Annotated in this window: 16 protein-coding genes; 8 read left to right on the top strand and 8 right to left on the bottom strand. The window is 52.2% G+C overall.

The window, feature by feature from the left end; translation table 11 throughout:
• Positions 1-128 precede the first annotated feature (128 nt).
• A complete protein-coding gene (locus ACT5M9_RS03835) occupies positions 129-1,142 on the bottom strand; it encodes a GGDEF domain-containing protein (protein WP_457981566.1) in 1,014 nt (337 codons plus the stop codon).
• 1,278 nt (positions 1,143-2,420) lie between these two features.
• Between ACT5M9_RS03835 and ACT5M9_RS03840 the strand changes: the two genes are divergently transcribed.
• Both ACT5M9_RS03840 and ACT5M9_RS03845 read left to right on the top strand, forming a co-directional pair.
• Positions 2,421-4,565: a hypothetical protein gene (locus ACT5M9_RS03840; RefSeq protein ID WP_457981565.1), complete on the top strand. Its 2,145-nt coding sequence runs from the start codon at positions 2,421-2,423 to the stop codon at positions 4,563-4,565.
• A complete protein-coding gene (locus ACT5M9_RS03845; RefSeq protein WP_457981564.1) occupies positions 4,552-4,842 on the top strand; it encodes a hypothetical protein in 291 nt (96 codons plus the stop codon). Before ACT5M9_RS03840 ends, ACT5M9_RS03845 begins: the two co-directional genes overlap by 14 nt.
• A gap of 498 nt (positions 4,843-5,340) precedes the next feature.
• Here ACT5M9_RS03845 and cysS read toward each other — a convergent pair whose 3' ends face one another.
• On the bottom strand, positions 5,341-6,717 hold the full coding sequence (gene cysS / locus ACT5M9_RS03850; protein ID WP_457981563.1) for a cysteine--tRNA ligase: 1,377 nt from the start codon (positions 6,715-6,717) through the stop codon (positions 5,341-5,343).
• A gap of 234 nt (positions 6,718-6,951) precedes the next feature.
• Between cysS and ACT5M9_RS03855 the strand changes: the two genes are divergently transcribed.
• The 4 genes from ACT5M9_RS03855 (at position 6,952) to ACT5M9_RS03870 (ending at position 9,235) form a co-directional block, all read left to right on the top strand.
• Positions 6,952-7,449, top strand: coding sequence for a peptidylprolyl isomerase (locus tag ACT5M9_RS03855; protein ID WP_438548964.1), 498 nt, complete (start codon positions 6,952-6,954; stop codon positions 7,447-7,449).
• Positions 7,439-8,125: a DUF4269 domain-containing protein gene (locus ACT5M9_RS03860; protein ID WP_457981561.1), complete on the top strand. Its 687-nt coding sequence runs from the start codon at positions 7,439-7,441 to the stop codon at positions 8,123-8,125. Before ACT5M9_RS03855 ends, ACT5M9_RS03860 begins: the two co-directional genes overlap by 11 nt.
• A gap of 13 nt (positions 8,126-8,138) precedes the next feature.
• Entirely contained in the window at positions 8,139-8,864 is a 726-nt protein-coding gene (gene lpxH / locus ACT5M9_RS03865) for a UDP-2,3-diacylglucosamine diphosphatase (RefSeq protein ID WP_457981559.1), read from the top strand.
• 122 nt (positions 8,865-8,986) lie between these two features.
• On the top strand, positions 8,987-9,235 hold the full coding sequence (locus ACT5M9_RS03870) for a GlsB/YeaQ/YmgE family stress response membrane protein (RefSeq protein ID WP_349918414.1): 249 nt from the start codon (positions 8,987-8,989) through the stop codon (positions 9,233-9,235).
• Between the two features lie 117 nt (positions 9,236-9,352).
• Here the strand turns inward: ACT5M9_RS03870 and ACT5M9_RS03875 are convergent, their stop codons facing one another.
• The 5 genes from ACT5M9_RS03875 to ACT5M9_RS03895 form a co-directional block, all read right to left on the bottom strand.
• Positions 9,353-9,670 (bottom strand): antibiotic biosynthesis monooxygenase, encoded by a 318-nt coding sequence (locus ACT5M9_RS03875; RefSeq protein WP_520395672.1) that lies wholly within the window; start codon positions 9,668-9,670, stop codon positions 9,353-9,355.
• Positions 9,671-10,674: 1,004 nt separating this feature from the next.
• Positions 10,675-11,406 (bottom strand): hypothetical protein, encoded by a 732-nt coding sequence (locus tag ACT5M9_RS03880; protein ID WP_457981557.1) that lies wholly within the window; start codon positions 11,404-11,406, stop codon positions 10,675-10,677.
• A gap of 77 nt (positions 11,407-11,483) precedes the next feature.
• Positions 11,484-12,539, bottom strand: a complete 1,056-nt coding sequence (locus tag ACT5M9_RS03885) for a site-specific integrase (RefSeq protein WP_457981556.1) — start codon at positions 12,537-12,539, stop codon at positions 11,484-11,486.
• A 33-nt stretch (positions 12,540-12,572) separates the two neighbouring features.
• Positions 12,573-13,568 (bottom strand): putative phage abortive infection protein, encoded by a 996-nt coding sequence (locus tag ACT5M9_RS03890; RefSeq protein ID WP_457981555.1) that lies wholly within the window; start codon positions 13,566-13,568, stop codon positions 12,573-12,575.
• A 68-nt stretch (positions 13,569-13,636) separates the two neighbouring features.
• Positions 13,637-14,053, bottom strand: a complete 417-nt coding sequence (locus tag ACT5M9_RS03895) for a hypothetical protein (protein WP_457981554.1) — start codon at positions 14,051-14,053, stop codon at positions 13,637-13,639.
• On the opposite strand from ACT5M9_RS03895, the gene ACT5M9_RS03900 reads away from it, so the two are divergent.
• Both ACT5M9_RS03900 and ACT5M9_RS03905 read left to right on the top strand, forming a co-directional pair.
• Positions 14,052-14,267 carry a hypothetical protein gene (locus ACT5M9_RS03900; RefSeq protein ID WP_129503809.1) on the top strand — a complete coding sequence of 72 codons (216 nt, stop codon included), beginning with the start codon at positions 14,052-14,054 and terminating at the stop codon, positions 14,265-14,267. The two genes, ACT5M9_RS03895 and ACT5M9_RS03900, sit on opposite strands and share 2 nt — an antisense overlap.
• Before the next feature lie 11 nt (positions 14,268-14,278).
• Complete coding sequence (locus ACT5M9_RS03905) at positions 14,279-14,530, top strand: hypothetical protein (RefSeq protein ID WP_457981553.1); 252 nt, start codon at positions 14,279-14,281, stop codon at positions 14,528-14,530.
• On the opposite strand, the gene ACT5M9_RS03910 is transcribed toward ACT5M9_RS03905, so the two are convergent.
• Positions 14,527-14,853 (bottom strand): DUF1889 family protein, encoded by a 327-nt coding sequence (locus tag ACT5M9_RS03910; protein ID WP_457981552.1) that lies wholly within the window; start codon positions 14,851-14,853, stop codon positions 14,527-14,529. The two genes, ACT5M9_RS03905 and ACT5M9_RS03910, sit on opposite strands and share 4 nt — an antisense overlap.
• Between the last annotated feature and the right edge of the window lie 34 nt (positions 14,854-14,887).

Below are 14,887 nucleotides of genomic sequence, written 5' to 3' on the forward strand. Positions count from 1 at the left end.
GAGCATCCTAGCACCCGGTTCGATCGGGCAACCATGCGCAGGGTCAAGCCGGGGCGATTGCCCTGGCCCGCCCACCGGAGTTATTAGGCTCATATTGAGCCCATTTATATGCCTCAGCCCTTAGCGCCTCAGCCCTGTGCGCGGCGCATCCGCTTGACCGCATACATGCTCGCGTCCGCCAGGCGCAGGGCCTCCTCGATGCCGGTGTCGGCGGGATTGACCGCCACCACCCCCACGCTGGCCCCCGGGTAGTGCAGGGTCTGGGCAGGGAGCGGCAACTGCAGCACGCTCTGCTCGAACAGGCGGCGCTGGAAGCGCAGCACCGCCAGCTCCTGCGCCTCCTCCTGCGGCAGCGGGCCCATGCCCACCACCACGAACTCGTCCCCGCCGACCCGCGCCAGCAGATCGCCGCTGCGAAGAGCCGACCCCAGCCGCTCTGCCACCATGGTGAGCAGCTGATCCCCCGCCTCGTGGCCATGGGTGTCGTTGATCTGCTTGAAACCGTCGAGATCGATAAAGGCGACCAGCACCGGATGACCGGCCCGCGCCGACAGGGAGAACAGCAGCGGCAATTCCAGCATGAGGGCGCGGCGGTTGAGCTGCCCGGTCAGGGGATCGCTCAGGGCCTGGCGCGACAGCTCCTGGTTCGCCTGCTGCAACTGCACCAGCAACTGCTCCCGCTCCACGAGCTCGGCGATGAGGCGCGCGAAGAAGGAGATGAGCTGCTCGGATCCCGGCACGCAGGGTTTCTGGTTGCCGCTGGCGGCGCAAAGTGTGCCATAGAGGGAGCCGGACGGCGTACGCACCGGGCTGCTCAAGTAGGTGCGAATGCCGAGGGCCCTGGCGGCATCGGAATCCCCCCAGCAGTCGGCGACATCATCGGTATACAATCGCCCCTCGTCCATGGCGCGCCGGCACAGGGTATCGCTCCAGTCCACGCTGATCCCCTCCGGGATCTGCAGCTCGGCCGCGTTGCGGGCGAAGCGGATGCTCTGTTTGCCCTCCCCCAGATCGATCTCGGTGAGGTAGGTCGACTCCAGCCCGGTCACCGCTTCCAGCATCTCCAGCAGCGGCCGGGTCAGGCTCTCCAGATCCCGCGCTGCCGTGACCTGTACAGACAGGGCCTGCAATATCTTGTCCATGCATATCTCCAGCTTGCATGCTATCCGTGCACACCTTACCCAAGCCGGGCATGAGCCGACAAGCGGGAGCAGGCACCAGCCCGGCAAAATTCCGCCCTCTTCACACTTTGGCGAGCCGCCCGCCTGGTACGCCCCCGGCTTCTGACCCAGACGCAGCCATAACTTTGAACCAGCGCAAATATTCATTCATTTCTGATGGTTAACTCATCAAAGCCATGGATAAGACCAAGATGGCTCCGTAAGATGGGGGTGATCTCCTGTGCCCATACGCCGGGCGACGGTTCACGACGCACTTTGGCAGCCAGCGCCTTGCGGCAGCGTCCCTGGCGGATGCCAGCCCGGCATCCCGCGCCTCGGCGAGGGGCAGCCCCCTCTCCCCTTGTGGGAGAGGGTTAGGGTGAGGGGTCAAGGTAGCGTCATTACTTTGCGGAGTGTTGTAGAGAGCCGCATTGGCACGGCTTCGCCGCGCGGGACGTGAGGACTCTGTCCTCGACGAGGTTTCGGTTTGATCCCCTCTCCCCTTGCGGGAGAGGGTCAGGGTGAGGGGTTCAGTAACCCCTTTACCCTGCAGGCACGGCTTCGCCATGCAAGACACGAGGACGCCGTCCTCGACGGGGTTTCGCCGCCGCTGCGCGGCTGGGCGAGTGACTTTGGAAAGACCCAAAGTCACCAAAGGTCTTCTCCCCCGCTTGTTCGCCCTCCTGCGTCGGGTTCCCTCGGTTCACCCGTTTGTCCGACGGCACGCGCCGATGGGCCATCCTTGGCCCAGCGCCGCTCGCTCGGCATCCTGCCTCGCGGCCTGGACAAACGGGCTCACCTCGGCGAACAAGAGGGGGTAACACCCAACCCACAGCCCCGAGGCCAGTTCACAGGCGTAGGGTGCAATAAGCGCAGCGCATTGCACCTCGGTAACAGTCCCCAGCCTTTTCGGGGCACAGATCGGACGAGTTGTTATCTCACAGCCAGCCCCTCGCCCACCCCATAGCGAGAGCAGATTGTCGCACCTATGCAACAGACTTCATCAAGATGGTTGCATAGGTTAAAAATCATAGTGAGTACAACGGCAAGCGGCACACCTCCCTATCGGGGATAGGATATTATATTAAAGTCCCGATAGTGCATTTTTCGTAGTGATAACGACCTTATTTCTAGAACGTCCGATTACGCTTCGCTAATCGAAGCGCCGACCCTAATGGCACGAACATGTCATGGAAACCTTCACTGCTTTAAAATATTCAAATTTAATTTGTTTTAATTACAGAAATACATGAGGTGAAAATGAAAATAGACATACACGTACACACTAAAAAAACAAAACAGGGTGATGCGGAAACAAGAAACATTACACCATCTGAGTTTGCAAAAATAATTCAATCTACAAGCGTGAAAATAATCGCTATAACGAATCATAATGTTTTTGATATAGAACAGTTCAATGATATAGAAAAATCCCTAGATGGTGCAGCGCAAATATGGCCAGGGGTTGAACTTGATATTGTGGATAATAGTAAAAGATCCCATCTAATCGTAATAGTCTCTCCTAATAAAAGAGATCGCTTCAATGAAATTATTGATACTTTAACACAAGATATATCACCAGACGACTTCACTATTTCCATAGAAGATACAATAAGTAACTTTGAGTGCCTTGAGCCTTTGTATATTGCACATTACAAAGGGAAAAAACCAGAGATGGCAGACTCTACTGTTGCTAAAATTATAGATCAAGGAATACCTAATACTCGCTTCATAAAGGAAGCGACTAATGCCATCTCTGCTGGTATATTTATTTCACATGGACATAAATCACTATACGGTTCAGATGTACAAGATTGGAGTAAATATACAGAGATATCAAATGACCTCCCAGAGCTAAGACTTAGAGTGGACAGCTTCGAACACTTTCTACTTTTACTTTCAAAAGACATACCAACAATAAATACTACTCTTGATAGAAAGCAATCGGAAACAATAGATCTCATTCCATTCGAAGATGCAACAAAGGTAACAATTAAAGCATTCAATGACATCAATATTATTTTTGGTCCAAAAGGAACAGGGAAGACAAAAATACTTGAAGCAATTGCTAGACATTACTCAAATAATGGAACTCAATCATCAGTATTTTCGTCCTCACAAGAGGCGCTTTCTGATAAATTCGATATAAAAGGAAAAAACATTGTCTTTGAACTAGAGAAGCATGGAATCGATCCATGTAGAGATGAAATACAGCGACTAAAGAGCTCCACTGAATGTGACATTACAAGCTTACATCAATATAGAAGTTATTTTCAAAACGAAGCAAAGAATAAGAATGCTCAAATAATAAAAATAAAGGATTTTCCAACTCAATCATCACCACACGAAATAGACTTAAAGGAATATATTGAGGCAAATGAGAAATTAAATGAGGTTATAAACACATTAAGCTCAAACAAGGTAATTAGCGCTGAACTACATAGTTCCGAAGAATACTCATCAATAATAAGTAAAATTAAATCCCTATCAGATAAAATATTAAACAAATCTTGGGGTTTTTTCCTTGACATAAAGTCTATAGAACTATTTAACTCTGCATCTAGTTGCTACAGTAATGAGGTTGCAAGGAAAACTGGTGTACAAAGCCGCCCAGCAAGTACTGGATTCAGTAGATTCTCTAAAAATCGGATTAGAATACTGTCAGATAGCAAAAAGATCTTAGAAAATATCAAAAAAAACATTCCAACTGAAACCTGTGTAGCAGGCAACCTTGGTGTAGATAAGGGCGATCTGAAATGCACTACTGATTATAAAATACAGGATGGATCACTTCATGATGCTAACTACACATCTAATTTCGAGATAAAAAAGAATAGCCAAAAAGAATTTTCAAATTTAATGTCTGAAATTTCTAAAACAGCACTCCAGACTAATGCCTTTGATTGCATAACAAGACTAAATAGTCTTGATGACATTGAAAATATAACTTCCATTGATGACTTGGTATTATTCTGGAGACGATTTACGTTGGAAGGCGAGCGCTACTCTCCATCCAATGGGGAATGTTCTATGCTTAACCTTCACAATGAACTTTACGAAGAAAAAGATATATACATACTTGATGAGCCTGAAAGAAGTCTAGGTAATGATTATATAAATGACGTAATCATCCCTTTAATTAAAAGCAAAGCAACCCAAGGGAAAAAAGTTTTTATATCAACACATGATGCGAACATTGCAGTAAGAACCCTTCCCTATAACTCGATGTATAGATGCCATGATCAAAATGGATATTCGACATACATAGGGAACCCCTTCTCAAACGACCTGGTTTCCACGACTGACACTAGCAATAAGAAAGATTGGAAAATTGTTAGCATGAAAACATTGGAAGGTGGTGAGAGCGCATTTGGCGAAAGAGGTAAAATATATGGACTACGTTAATGCTAGAGTAATGAACATTGAAGATAACCACTTCATTGAAATAGACATTGAACCACTGGTTAGAATTCCAATATCTAGTGATGAGCCAAATCATGTCAAAAGTGCATTCAGCACTATTTTGACGAAGTTAAGAAAGGGGGTTTTTCAAATAATTTTATCAGAAGAACCGCAACAAAATCTTTTTTATCTTGTTGCTGTAGAGTATATAGAACAACTTAACACCGAGCTGACTGAGGTATTTCATGAGTTAGAGCGGCATGGTTTTGTTGAAGAATAACAAATATAGCAAGATCACGGTATTGGTTCCCCCTGCAAACTGCCGAGTCGAGTTCAACGGGTCAGGAGCGCCATCAGGGATGATGGCGCAGCCGCAGCCGGCACAGGGATGTGCCGTCTGCGGCGCTCCGTCCGACCCGTTGGACGAGACGAGGGAACCCGCGAAGCGGGCGGTTTGCCGGGGGAGAAGACCTTTGGTGACTTTGGGGCTTTCCAAAGTCACTCGCCCCAGCCCGAAGGGCGGGCGAAACCCTGTCGAGGGCAGCGCCCTCGCGCCCTGCATGGCGAAGCCATGCCATTAAGGCGTTGGACGGCATTCAGCTGCGGAATGACATGAGCCCCCCTCACCCTAACCCTCTCCCCCAAGGGGAGAGGGGATTAGAGCACAGGCAACCGAGGCTTAAGAGATGTCGAGGGAAAAGCCACAAACAAAAACCGCAGCCCAAGGGCTGCGGTTTTTGTTTGGGTCAAGCTGTTGGCGCGAGCAGAACTACTGGCCTTAGGCACGGCGCCAGCTGGTCTTGCCGGCGCTGTCTTCCAGCACTATACCCATCTCGGTGAGACGGTTGCGGGCGGCATCCGCCGCGGCCCAGTTCTTGTCGGCGCGGGCCTGATTGCGCTGGGCGATCAGCTGCTCGATCTCGGCCACTTCGTCGTCCGCTTCATCGCCCTTGAGGAAGGCGTCCGGATCCTGCTGCAGGATGCCGAGTACGGCGCCGAGCTCCCGCAGGCGGGCACCGAGGCCGGCGGCGACAGACAGGTCTTCGGCCTTCTGGCGGTTGATCTCGCGCACCAGGTCGAACAGGGCGGAGTAGGCTTCCGGGGTGTTGAAGTCGTCGTCCATCGCCTCCTTGAAGCGGGCCACCTGCTCCTCGCCACCGGCGGCGGCAGCGGCCGGCAGGTCGCGCAATGCTGTGTACATGCGCTCCAGGGCGGCGCGGGCCTGCTTCAGGTTGTCTTCCGAGTAGTTGAGCTGGCTACGGTAGTGGCCGGACATCAGGAAGTAGCGCACGGTTTCGGCGTCGTAGTGGGCCAGCACGTCGCGAATGGTGAAGAAGTTGCCGAGGGATTTGGACATCTTCTCTTTATCCACCATCACCATGCCGCTGTGCATCCAGGTGTTGACGTAGTCGCCACCGTGGGCGCAGCAGGACTGGGCGATCTCGTTCTCGTGGTGCGGGAACTGCAGATCCGAGCCGCCGCCGTGGATGTCGAAGTGGTTGCCGAGGTGCTTGGAGTTCATGGCGGAGCACTCGATGTGCCAGCCGGGGCGACCCGGGCCCCAGGGGCTGTCCCAGGTCGGCTCGCCGGGCTTGGACATCTTCCACAGCACGAAGTCCAGCGGGTTGCGCTTGGCGTCCACCACGTCGACCCGGGCGCCGGCCTGCAGCTGCTCCAGATCCTGGCCGGAGAGCTTGCCGTAGTCGGCGAAGGACTCGACGATGAACATCACATCACCGTTGTCCGCCACGTAGGCGTGCTCTTTGGCGAGCAGGGTCTCCACCAGCTCGATGATCTCATGGATGTGCTGGGTGGCGCGCGGCTCGATGTCAGGGCGTACCATGCCGAGGGCGTCGAAATCCTGATGCATGTCGCCGATCAGACGCTCGGTCAGATCGTCGCAGGTAACGTGCGTCTCGGCGGCACGCTTGATGATCTTGTCGTCCACGTCGGTGACGTTGCGCACATAGTTCAGCTCATAGCCGCTGTAACGCAGGTAACGGGCCACCACGTCGAAGGCGACGAAGGTGCGACCGTGGCCGATATGACAGTGATCGTAGATGGTGACCCCACACACATACATGCCCACCTTGCCCGGGTGGATAGGTTTGAATTCTTCTTTTTGACGAGTGAGTGTGTTGTAGATCTTCAGCATCTTATGACCACTGCCTGTGAGTAAAATGGTCTGACATTCTAACCGCATCCGGGGGAGAAAACGAGGCGCAAAACGGGTTGGATCCGGCCTGAATGGCCTCTGTGCGCCACATTGGCATCACGCCAGCGCTATGCCGGGCGCCCTTGTTGGGCTAGAATTGCCACCACTTTATGCCATAACCCATGCAACAGCTGCGAGCCGACTCGCGCTCGCATATCAATGAAAGGACATATCATGGTTACTCTGCACACCAACCACGGCGACATCACCCTGACCCTGAACGCCGAGAAAGCCCCGGAAACCGTGGCCAACTTCCTGCAATACTGCCGTGACGGTCACTACGACAACACCATCTTCCACCGCGTCATCGACGGCTTCATGATCCAGGGCGGCGGCTATGCCCCCGGCTTCGAAGAGAAAGAGACCCGCGCCTCCATCAAGAACGAGGCGGCCAACGGCCTGTCCAACAAGGTTGGCACCATCGCCATGGCCCGCACCATGGAGCCGCACTCCGCCAGCGCCCAGTTCTTCATCAACGTGAACAACAACGACTTCCTCGACTTCAAGTCCGCCACCACCCAGGGCTTCGGCTACTGCGTATTCGGTGAAGTGACCGCCGGCATGGACGTGGTCAACAAGATCAAGGGCGTGAAGACCGGCAACTACGGCCGCATGCACCAGGACGTGCCGACCGAAGACGTCGTCATCACCAAGGTGACCCTTGCTGACTGATTGCTGCCACTTAGGCACTGACACAACTGCGGCCCCGGCCGCAGTTTTTCCATCTGCGCTGGCATCCCGTGCAGGCGGGGGCCCGAACTGGCGCCGCCTCGACTATCTGGCCCAGGGCAACCCGCGCCAACGCTCGGCTCATGCCCTGCTCACGTCGGGGCTCTGGGACGGACTGGCACACCAATGCCAAGACATGGCGCTGGTAAGCACTGTAGCCATCGGGCTCGACCAGCCCGGCAGCGATCTCGATATCCTCTGCCAGCATAGGGAGCCCGCCGCCTTCGCCGAGCGCCTGGGCAAGCAAGGCTGGCAGCTGAGTGACAAGGGCCGACAGATCTGGCTCGCCGAGCAGACCCTGGCAGGCCCGGACGGACGCGGCTGGCCGGTGGAGCTCTATATCACCCAAGATCCCGTCCAGACGCGCCACGGCTGGCGCCACCTCAGCCTGATGGCGGCTCTACTAGAGCGCTTCGGCCACGACTTCTACCAAGCGGTGCTCAACCTTCGCCGCGATGCCGATCTCAAGGGCGAGGCCGCCATCTGCCGGTTGCTGGACCTGCCCGGCGACCCCTACCAGGCGCTGCTGACCCTGGAAGGCAGGGATCTGGGCCGGCTCCTCTGGCCACCGGCTCCCCTAACCCACACCTCTCGCGCCGAGGACCACTCCTTACCATGACGCTCAGGACCCCATGAACACCCTCTTTATCAGTGACATTCATTTGAGCCAGGGCAGACCCGATATGACCGCCGCCCTGGTGCGCTTTCTCGAGCAAGACGCTCCCGGCGCCGATGCCCTCTACGTGCTCGGGGATCTGTTCGAATTCTGGGTGGGGGACGATGATCCCAACCCCCTCCACAACCAGGTCGCGGATGCCTTTTTCACCCTGAGCCAGCAGGGGGTACCCCTCTACTTCATCCACGGCAACCGTGACTTCCTGCTGGGCAAGCAGTTTGCCAAGCGCGCCGGCATGACCCTGCTCGGGGACCCTTGCGTCATCGACCTCTACGGGGAGCGGGTGTTGCTGAGCCACGGGGATCTGCTCTGCACCCTGGATCTGGACTATCAGAAGTTTCGCCGCATCACCCAGTTGAGATGGCTGCGCTGGCTGTTCCTGCGGCTGCCCCTCGGTCGTCGCCAGCGCATCGCCCACAAGATGCGTGGTCAGAGCCAGATGGAGAATGCCGGCAAGCAGCAGACCATCATGGACGTCACCCCGGCGGCGGTGGACGACATGCTGCGCGCCCATGACTGCGCCCTGATGATCCACGGTCACACCCACAGACCCGCCATCCATGACTTCAAGCTGGATGGCAAACGGGCGCGGCGCATCGTGTTGGGGGACTGGTTCGAGCAGGGATCCATCCTGGTGTGCTCCCCCGCCGGGCAGCGACTCGAGACCCGTTTACTGGGCTGAGTGGTACGGATCCGCCGGGGATGGTTCTCATATGACCATTTCTGACCAACCCGAGTCCCTGGCGGGATACATTCCAATCCACTGCGTATACTCTAGGTCTCTCACATAGCGAGGATAGAGTGATGGGATTTATTACCTGGATTGTATTGGGACTGATCGTCGGCATTCTGGCCAAATGGATCATGCCGGGCAAGGATGGTGGTGGTTTCTTCATGACGGTGATCCTGGGCGTGATCGGTGCCATGGTGGGGGGCTACGTCAGTACCCTGCTCGGCATGGGTGACGTCACCGGTTTCAACCTGCCAAGCATCATCATCGCCACCGTCGGCGCCCTGATCGTGCTGTTTATCTACAACAAGGTACGCAGCTGACAGGCTTGTCTCCCCTGGCATTCCCAGTGCGCGCCCTCGCGGGCAAAAATCCGAAACCCAGCGTTTCGGATTTTTTATGGGCGCACGGCGCCAGCCTGATGGCGTGACCCATCTTGCTTATGCAAACAGATCCATCAACAGATAGGTGCCGGGCTGTCGTTGATGCCGATCGATGAGCGGCACCAGTCGCCGGAAATGCTCGGTGGCACAATGGGCATCCAGCGCATCCCTGTCGGGCCACTCCTCCAGAAACACGAAGTGCCCGGGATCTTTCTGATCGACGCAGAGCTCATAAGAGATGCACAACGGCTCGGCCCTGGTCTTCTCCACCAGCTCCCGGTAAAGGGGCTCGACCTCCTCGATGCGATCCAGCTTGATAAAATCCTGCGCGAGACTCTCAGCATCAATAACCCGTCCCTTGTTTGACCTGGCGATAGCTCCAGGAGGCCGACTCTAGCCCACCCCGCCGTCCGACGCTAACACTTTGAGCTTCGTGGGGATCCGCCTTACTCGGCGACTTCTCTGGATAGACCGAGGCAACCCCCACTGGGGGTATGACCGAGTCAGCCACCGACATGAGGGGGATCTGGGCTAAACTCAGCCTTGTCTTGTCCGGCTCGACCCCGTGTTCAACCAAGCCGCCGGACAAGCGAGCTGTAGAGGACAAGGTCATGAAAAACTGGAAGATTTGCCTGATAGGGATACAACTCATGCTGGCTGGCTGCGCCTCGTCCGGTGGCACCACCCCTCCCCCGACCGGAGATGGCGGCAGCAACGGTGGCGGTGGCATGGGAAATGGCGGCGGCAGTTACCTTATCAACCCCTCTGAAACTCCCTAGTGCTCTTTGCTATGCCACTGACATAAGAACGACGAGCGCCGGCAGTTGGCCGGCGCAGACTGCCCTACCACGCCTGATTCTGCCTATTCAGAGGGCATCAAGGTAGGCAGACTTAACAAGCGCCAACGAAGTCATCTCCAAACTTTCTCACTGCCCTCGCCTTATGGGGTCTCATTGTTTCCATACAGGCGAAACCCGAAACAGCCAACCATTATCAGGGGTTCAACGAGACCCGCTGGTTACTCACCAGGTGGAACACAACCTCATCGCACGGTCACAACCACCAACTGCTCGATATGAAGCTGAAATATCTATCGGAATAAATCTGTGTGGATCAAATGTGGACACTGAAGGGAAACAAAAAAGGCCACTATCGCTAGCGGCCTTCGTAAGTCTTTGATTTTAATGGTGGCCGAGGCCGGAATCGAACCGGCACGCCGCGAACGGCGAGGGATTTTAAATCTGATTCATGCCCTAGTGGAAACAAGTACTTACATAAAAAACAAAGACTTAATAAACCAATGACGACCAACAATCACCATGCATTGAGAATTTTGTCGCCACTCTGTCGCCACTTCCTAGTACACAACGAGCCCGTTCCTACTGGGTGCTCGCTGTATCACATTTCACCACCCTATATCTAAATTGATTCATAGGAAAAACTTCTACAGCACCCTTATTCCAGATAACTAATGCATTAGGAGATGACATAACATATATGCCTGACGATTCTAACTTACCATCTATGGATAAAACTTGATAAATTTCGCTCTCAGAATCACAAACAAACGTCTTGTTTTTTTCTATTTCTTTTCCAGCTAACTCTTGCCCATATGAAAATGTACTGGCAGGAATAATGATGCTGAAGAACAAAAATATCGAAGCAGAAAGTACTTTCACAAAAATCAATATAATTTCAATTGCAAATTTATCTTTTTCTTCTTTTCTTTCACGGGCTCTTTTTGACTTCGATGCCCATCCACCTATGCCATTGATTCTTTCAGGCTTAGAATCTACTGGGGCTAGAAAAAAAACATACCAACACGTAAATGAAATAATTAAATAACATATTCCAAAGTATAAGAATTGAACGAGTAACGACCAATTAGTATCTCCGTGATTTCTCACATCGCTAAAAAAATAGGCAACTACTAGAATAGTATTCGATAATATTTGATAAATACTACGTTCAAATAAATCAACAGGTAGGCCAAATCTACTATAGTATCCCATATCGAAATATTGACCGACAAGGAACAGTGGTATAGCCAATACTGTAATTATAGCGACTAGAGACTCAATTTTAAGATTCTGTCGAAAATTAATACGCATCCGCTCACTCCATAAAAACCCAAACGAAACTCATTCTATCACTCGAACATAGCCTTTCACGATACTTGTATATGAACTCAACTAAGTCGGTGAACAGCTAATGGATTCAACCTCACCGCATCTTCCAGGTGGTCAGGTGCAAAATGTGCGTAGCGCATGGTCATGGCTATGGTGGAGTGGCCGAGGATTTTCTGCAGCACCAGGATGTTGCCGCCGTTCATCATAAAATGGCTGGCGAAGGTGTGGCGCAGTACGTGGGTATTCTGCCCGGCCGGTAGCTCCACCCCTGCCCGTTCGACCACCATCTCGAAGGCGCGATAGCAGTCACCAAACAGGCGGCCCCGCTTCCTGGGCAGCTGACCATAGAGCTCGGGGCTGATGGGCACGCTGCGGCTCTTCTTGCTCTTGGTGCGAGTGAAGGTGATGCGGTTAGGGGATACTTGGGACTGGGTCAGTTCTTCTATCTCAGACCAGCGGGCGCCGGTGGCGAGGCACAGCTTCACCACCATCAGCAGATCGGGGTTTGGGCTCTCGCCGCACGCGGTCAGCAGGCGCTTGAGTTCGTCAGGATAGAGAAAAGCGAGCTCAGCTTCGGCCACCTTGTAGGCCCGCAGACCATCGAGCGGGTTTTCCCCCTGCCACTCTCCTAGCCTTTTCAGCTCATTGAACACCGCTCGCAGGTAGGCATGCTCCCGGTTGACCGTGTTGGGGGTGACGCCCTGCTTCTCCTGGTTGATGGCGCGCCGATCGGTAATGTCACCCGATAGCCGGGCTTCACGATAAGCGGCAAAGTCGCGGGCGGAGAAATTTACCACCAGCGGATCTCCCAGGGCATGGCACACCGTCAGCAACTTGGACTTACGGGCCTCACCATCGCGCAGGCTCTGGCCATGGCGGCCAAACCAGAGTTCGACTAGCTCAGAGAGGTGCCGACCGTCGGTCGGCTCCCCCTGCCCTTCCAGCCAAGGTTTGCCCTTGTCCGGGTCCAGCACAAAGCGCTCGAATGCTAGCGCCTCGCCCTTGGTGGCAAACTGCTTACGCACTCGCGGCGCGTTGGGATTGGCCTTGCTTGGCCGCCCCTCTGGGTAGATCTCTACAAGCCACTTTCCGGATGTTTGTTTTCGTACGGCCATTCAAACTAACCTTTTCATTTAAGGTCATGAAAGTTAAATAACTTTTTCCAATAAAACACCATCATTTCGTCTAATAATTTTTTTAAATTTATAGACTTCATTCGGTAGTTTTATCTTCTTTCCACTCATGCATGATATAACCATATCATCTTTTTCATAAGAGTTAAGCAAGCGATTAATGACATCGTCCCAATAAAGGCTTGAAAAATCTCCGTAGGCATATAGCCCATACATTAAGAAATCATCAATAGATATTTCTTTTGATAATTCAAAGCTACCTAAAAATCCACTTCTAACATAGAGACTTTCAAAGTCACTTTTTTTGTATAGCCCATAATAAAATAAAAATGTCATCTCTTCTTTAGACATCTGAGCAGTTAACAGTCCCATGTAGAAAAACTTATCCTCTCTGGATAAATCAGTTCTGTCAACAAACTTAAGCAATCTATCAAGAATTTTGATGTACCTTTCAATAACCATTCCATATTCTATTAAAAAGCCATCTATATATTCATTTATCTTTACATGAAAGTAATCATGCCTATCAACATAATTCCAAACCGTCATTCTTCTGGATAGAATTGAAATTACTTGCTTCCCTACTACATTTTCCTCCTCTATTTTCTCTTGCATAAGAAGAGACTTGCTATTTTTAAAGTTTAGATTATCAACAGAATCTACATATAGTTTCAATAGCTGAAAAAACGTCGCTTCAAAATTTTGCTTGGCAAGGGTTTCGGTTTGTTTTTTAAACTGCTCACTTTGTTCTTTAAGCTCTGCTCTCGTCTCCGACAACTCTTTAGATTGCAATCTAATAGATATTATTAGCCCTGCGAATGCCAACCCAGAAAAAAGAGTGTTTAATGCGCCATATGAATCACCAAAAACCCCCATTTCAGCATTCTCAGTGTTATAGAAATAGTCCTTATATAAATAACTCCAGAGTGGATAGGAGAACCATAGCGCTAGCACAATCATCAAAACAATGATGATGAAACACCAGCCTTTTAGGCTTTCATTTTTCGACATACAACTTCCCGTTCCAATGCCTAAATTGGCATTTATAATTTATTATGCGATTAGCTGTAACTTTTTATTTATAGCAATAGCTTCACCCCAAACGACAATGCTTCAGATGCTAGTGACTTCACCAGATCAACACCATGATGGCTGGCTGCCTCTTGAAGACGCTCACCCAAGCTACCTTGCAGGCTATCAGGAACAGCTTTTAGTGTTTCCAGGCCTTTGGCCGACAGCACGGCATCACTGATGCCTTGATTGAAAATAGCCTGACCATCGATGTAGCCAGCATTAAGCAACCAGGCATAGGTGGCATAAGCGAGCTCAGCCTCTGGGGTCAGCTCTGCTCCTGTGAATCCGTCTTCCACATACACATTTTCTTCACCAATAAGTGTGCCGACACTAAGGTAGGCTGGCATCGGGAAGCGATTGTAGAGGTACGCCAACGTCTGACCGACCATCAAATCAAACTGTTCAATATTGGTGCTTGCCATGAAAACTCCCTTTCAAGAGAACAAAGAAAAGGCCGAGACCATTCACAACCTAGCCCGGACGATTCGGATGCAGATCGAGGGTGAAATGGATCGGATTAACGCCCGAGCCTATTGGGAAACCACGCTTCCCACCCTGAATCTGGAATACCTTGCCGAAGCATTGAGCTGGTCACTGCCTAATGCGTTACGTGATGCTGACCAGCGAAAGAAGTAACGGGGTAACCTATGCACACTCTCAAAACCGTACGTAATCAGCAGGCCGAGAAATGCAGAGTCGGTTTGAACCACAAACTGTTCAGTGCCGCCTCGGACTATTTCTGTTCGCTCGACCATCCCGAATGGAACGCGCTCTACAATGCGAGCCCCGATGAGTATCATCACGACCTTATGCTCATCCTCAAAAGATGGTGCGACCATGAGGAAAACAAGATGCTCGCTCGCTTTGACCGACGGGTGGTGAGCGGTGGCCCACTTTAGAGGCCGAGCTTAGCCAAAATCTCAGCAGCTCTTGCCTCACCCCAGCCGAGAGGTTGCTTGATAACAACTCTGCCACCGTTGCCGATTTGTACTGCCAATTTGGCTAATATCTTGGCGTACCGAGATTCCCATCCCAGTGCTTCCGCCTGTTGTTGCATGACATCAGGCATGAGTGTGATACCGCGTTGATGGAGAGCCTTGAGCAACTCTTTCGCCTTCGATTCATCGGCCGCACTGACAATACGCGACGAAGCGTTATTTGATCTGGTCAACTCGTTGACCACTTCTCGATTCAATACCGCGTCACTGACCTTACTATCCATCATTCCTCCTGGAATTGCGGATACAAAAAAGGCG

Source organism: Aeromonas sp. AE23HZ002T15, from assembly GCF_054165525.2.

What these genes read in the sequence shown, in the direction of transcription:
- ACT5M9_RS03835 (WP_457981566.1), bottom strand. Translation starts at nt 1,142, where the DNA reads ATGGACAAGATATTGCAGGCCCTGTCTGTACAGGTCACGGCAGCGCGG.
- ACT5M9_RS03840 (WP_457981565.1), top strand. Translation starts at nt 2,421, where the DNA reads ATGAAAATAGACATACACGTACACACTAAAAAAACAAAACAGGGTGAT.
- ACT5M9_RS03845 (WP_457981564.1), top strand. Translation starts at nt 4,552, where the DNA reads ATGGACTACGTTAATGCTAGAGTAATGAACATTGAAGATAACCACTTC.
- cysS (WP_457981563.1), bottom strand. Translation starts at nt 6,717, where the DNA reads ATGCTGAAGATCTACAACACACTCACTCGTCAAAAAGAAGAATTCAAA.
- ACT5M9_RS03855 (WP_438548964.1), top strand. Translation starts at nt 6,952, where the DNA reads ATGGTTACTCTGCACACCAACCACGGCGACATCACCCTGACCCTGAAC.
- lpxH (WP_457981559.1), top strand. Translation starts at nt 8,139, where the DNA reads ATGAACACCCTCTTTATCAGTGACATTCATTTGAGCCAGGGCAGACCC.
- ACT5M9_RS03870 (WP_349918414.1), top strand. Translation starts at nt 8,987, where the DNA reads ATGGGATTTATTACCTGGATTGTATTGGGACTGATCGTCGGCATTCTG.
- ACT5M9_RS03880 (WP_457981557.1), bottom strand. Translation starts at nt 11,406, where the DNA reads ATGCGTATTAATTTTCGACAGAATCTTAAAATTGAGTCTCTAGTCGCT.
- ACT5M9_RS03885 (WP_457981556.1), bottom strand. Translation starts at nt 12,539, where the DNA reads ATGGCCGTACGAAAACAAACATCCGGAAAGTGGCTTGTAGAGATCTAC.
- ACT5M9_RS03890 (WP_457981555.1), bottom strand. Translation starts at nt 13,568, where the DNA reads ATGTCGAAAAATGAAAGCCTAAAAGGCTGGTGTTTCATCATCATTGTT.
- ACT5M9_RS03900 (WP_129503809.1), top strand. Translation starts at nt 14,052, where the DNA reads ATGAAAACTCCCTTTCAAGAGAACAAAGAAAAGGCCGAGACCATTCAC.
- ACT5M9_RS03895 (WP_457981554.1), bottom strand. Translation starts at nt 14,053, where the DNA reads ATGGCAAGCACCAATATTGAACAGTTTGATTTGATGGTCGGTCAGACG.
- ACT5M9_RS03905 (WP_457981553.1), top strand. Translation starts at nt 14,279, where the DNA reads ATGCACACTCTCAAAACCGTACGTAATCAGCAGGCCGAGAAATGCAGA.
- ACT5M9_RS03910 (WP_457981552.1), bottom strand. Translation starts at nt 14,853, where the DNA reads ATGGATAGTAAGGTCAGTGACGCGGTATTGAATCGAGAAGTGGTCAAC.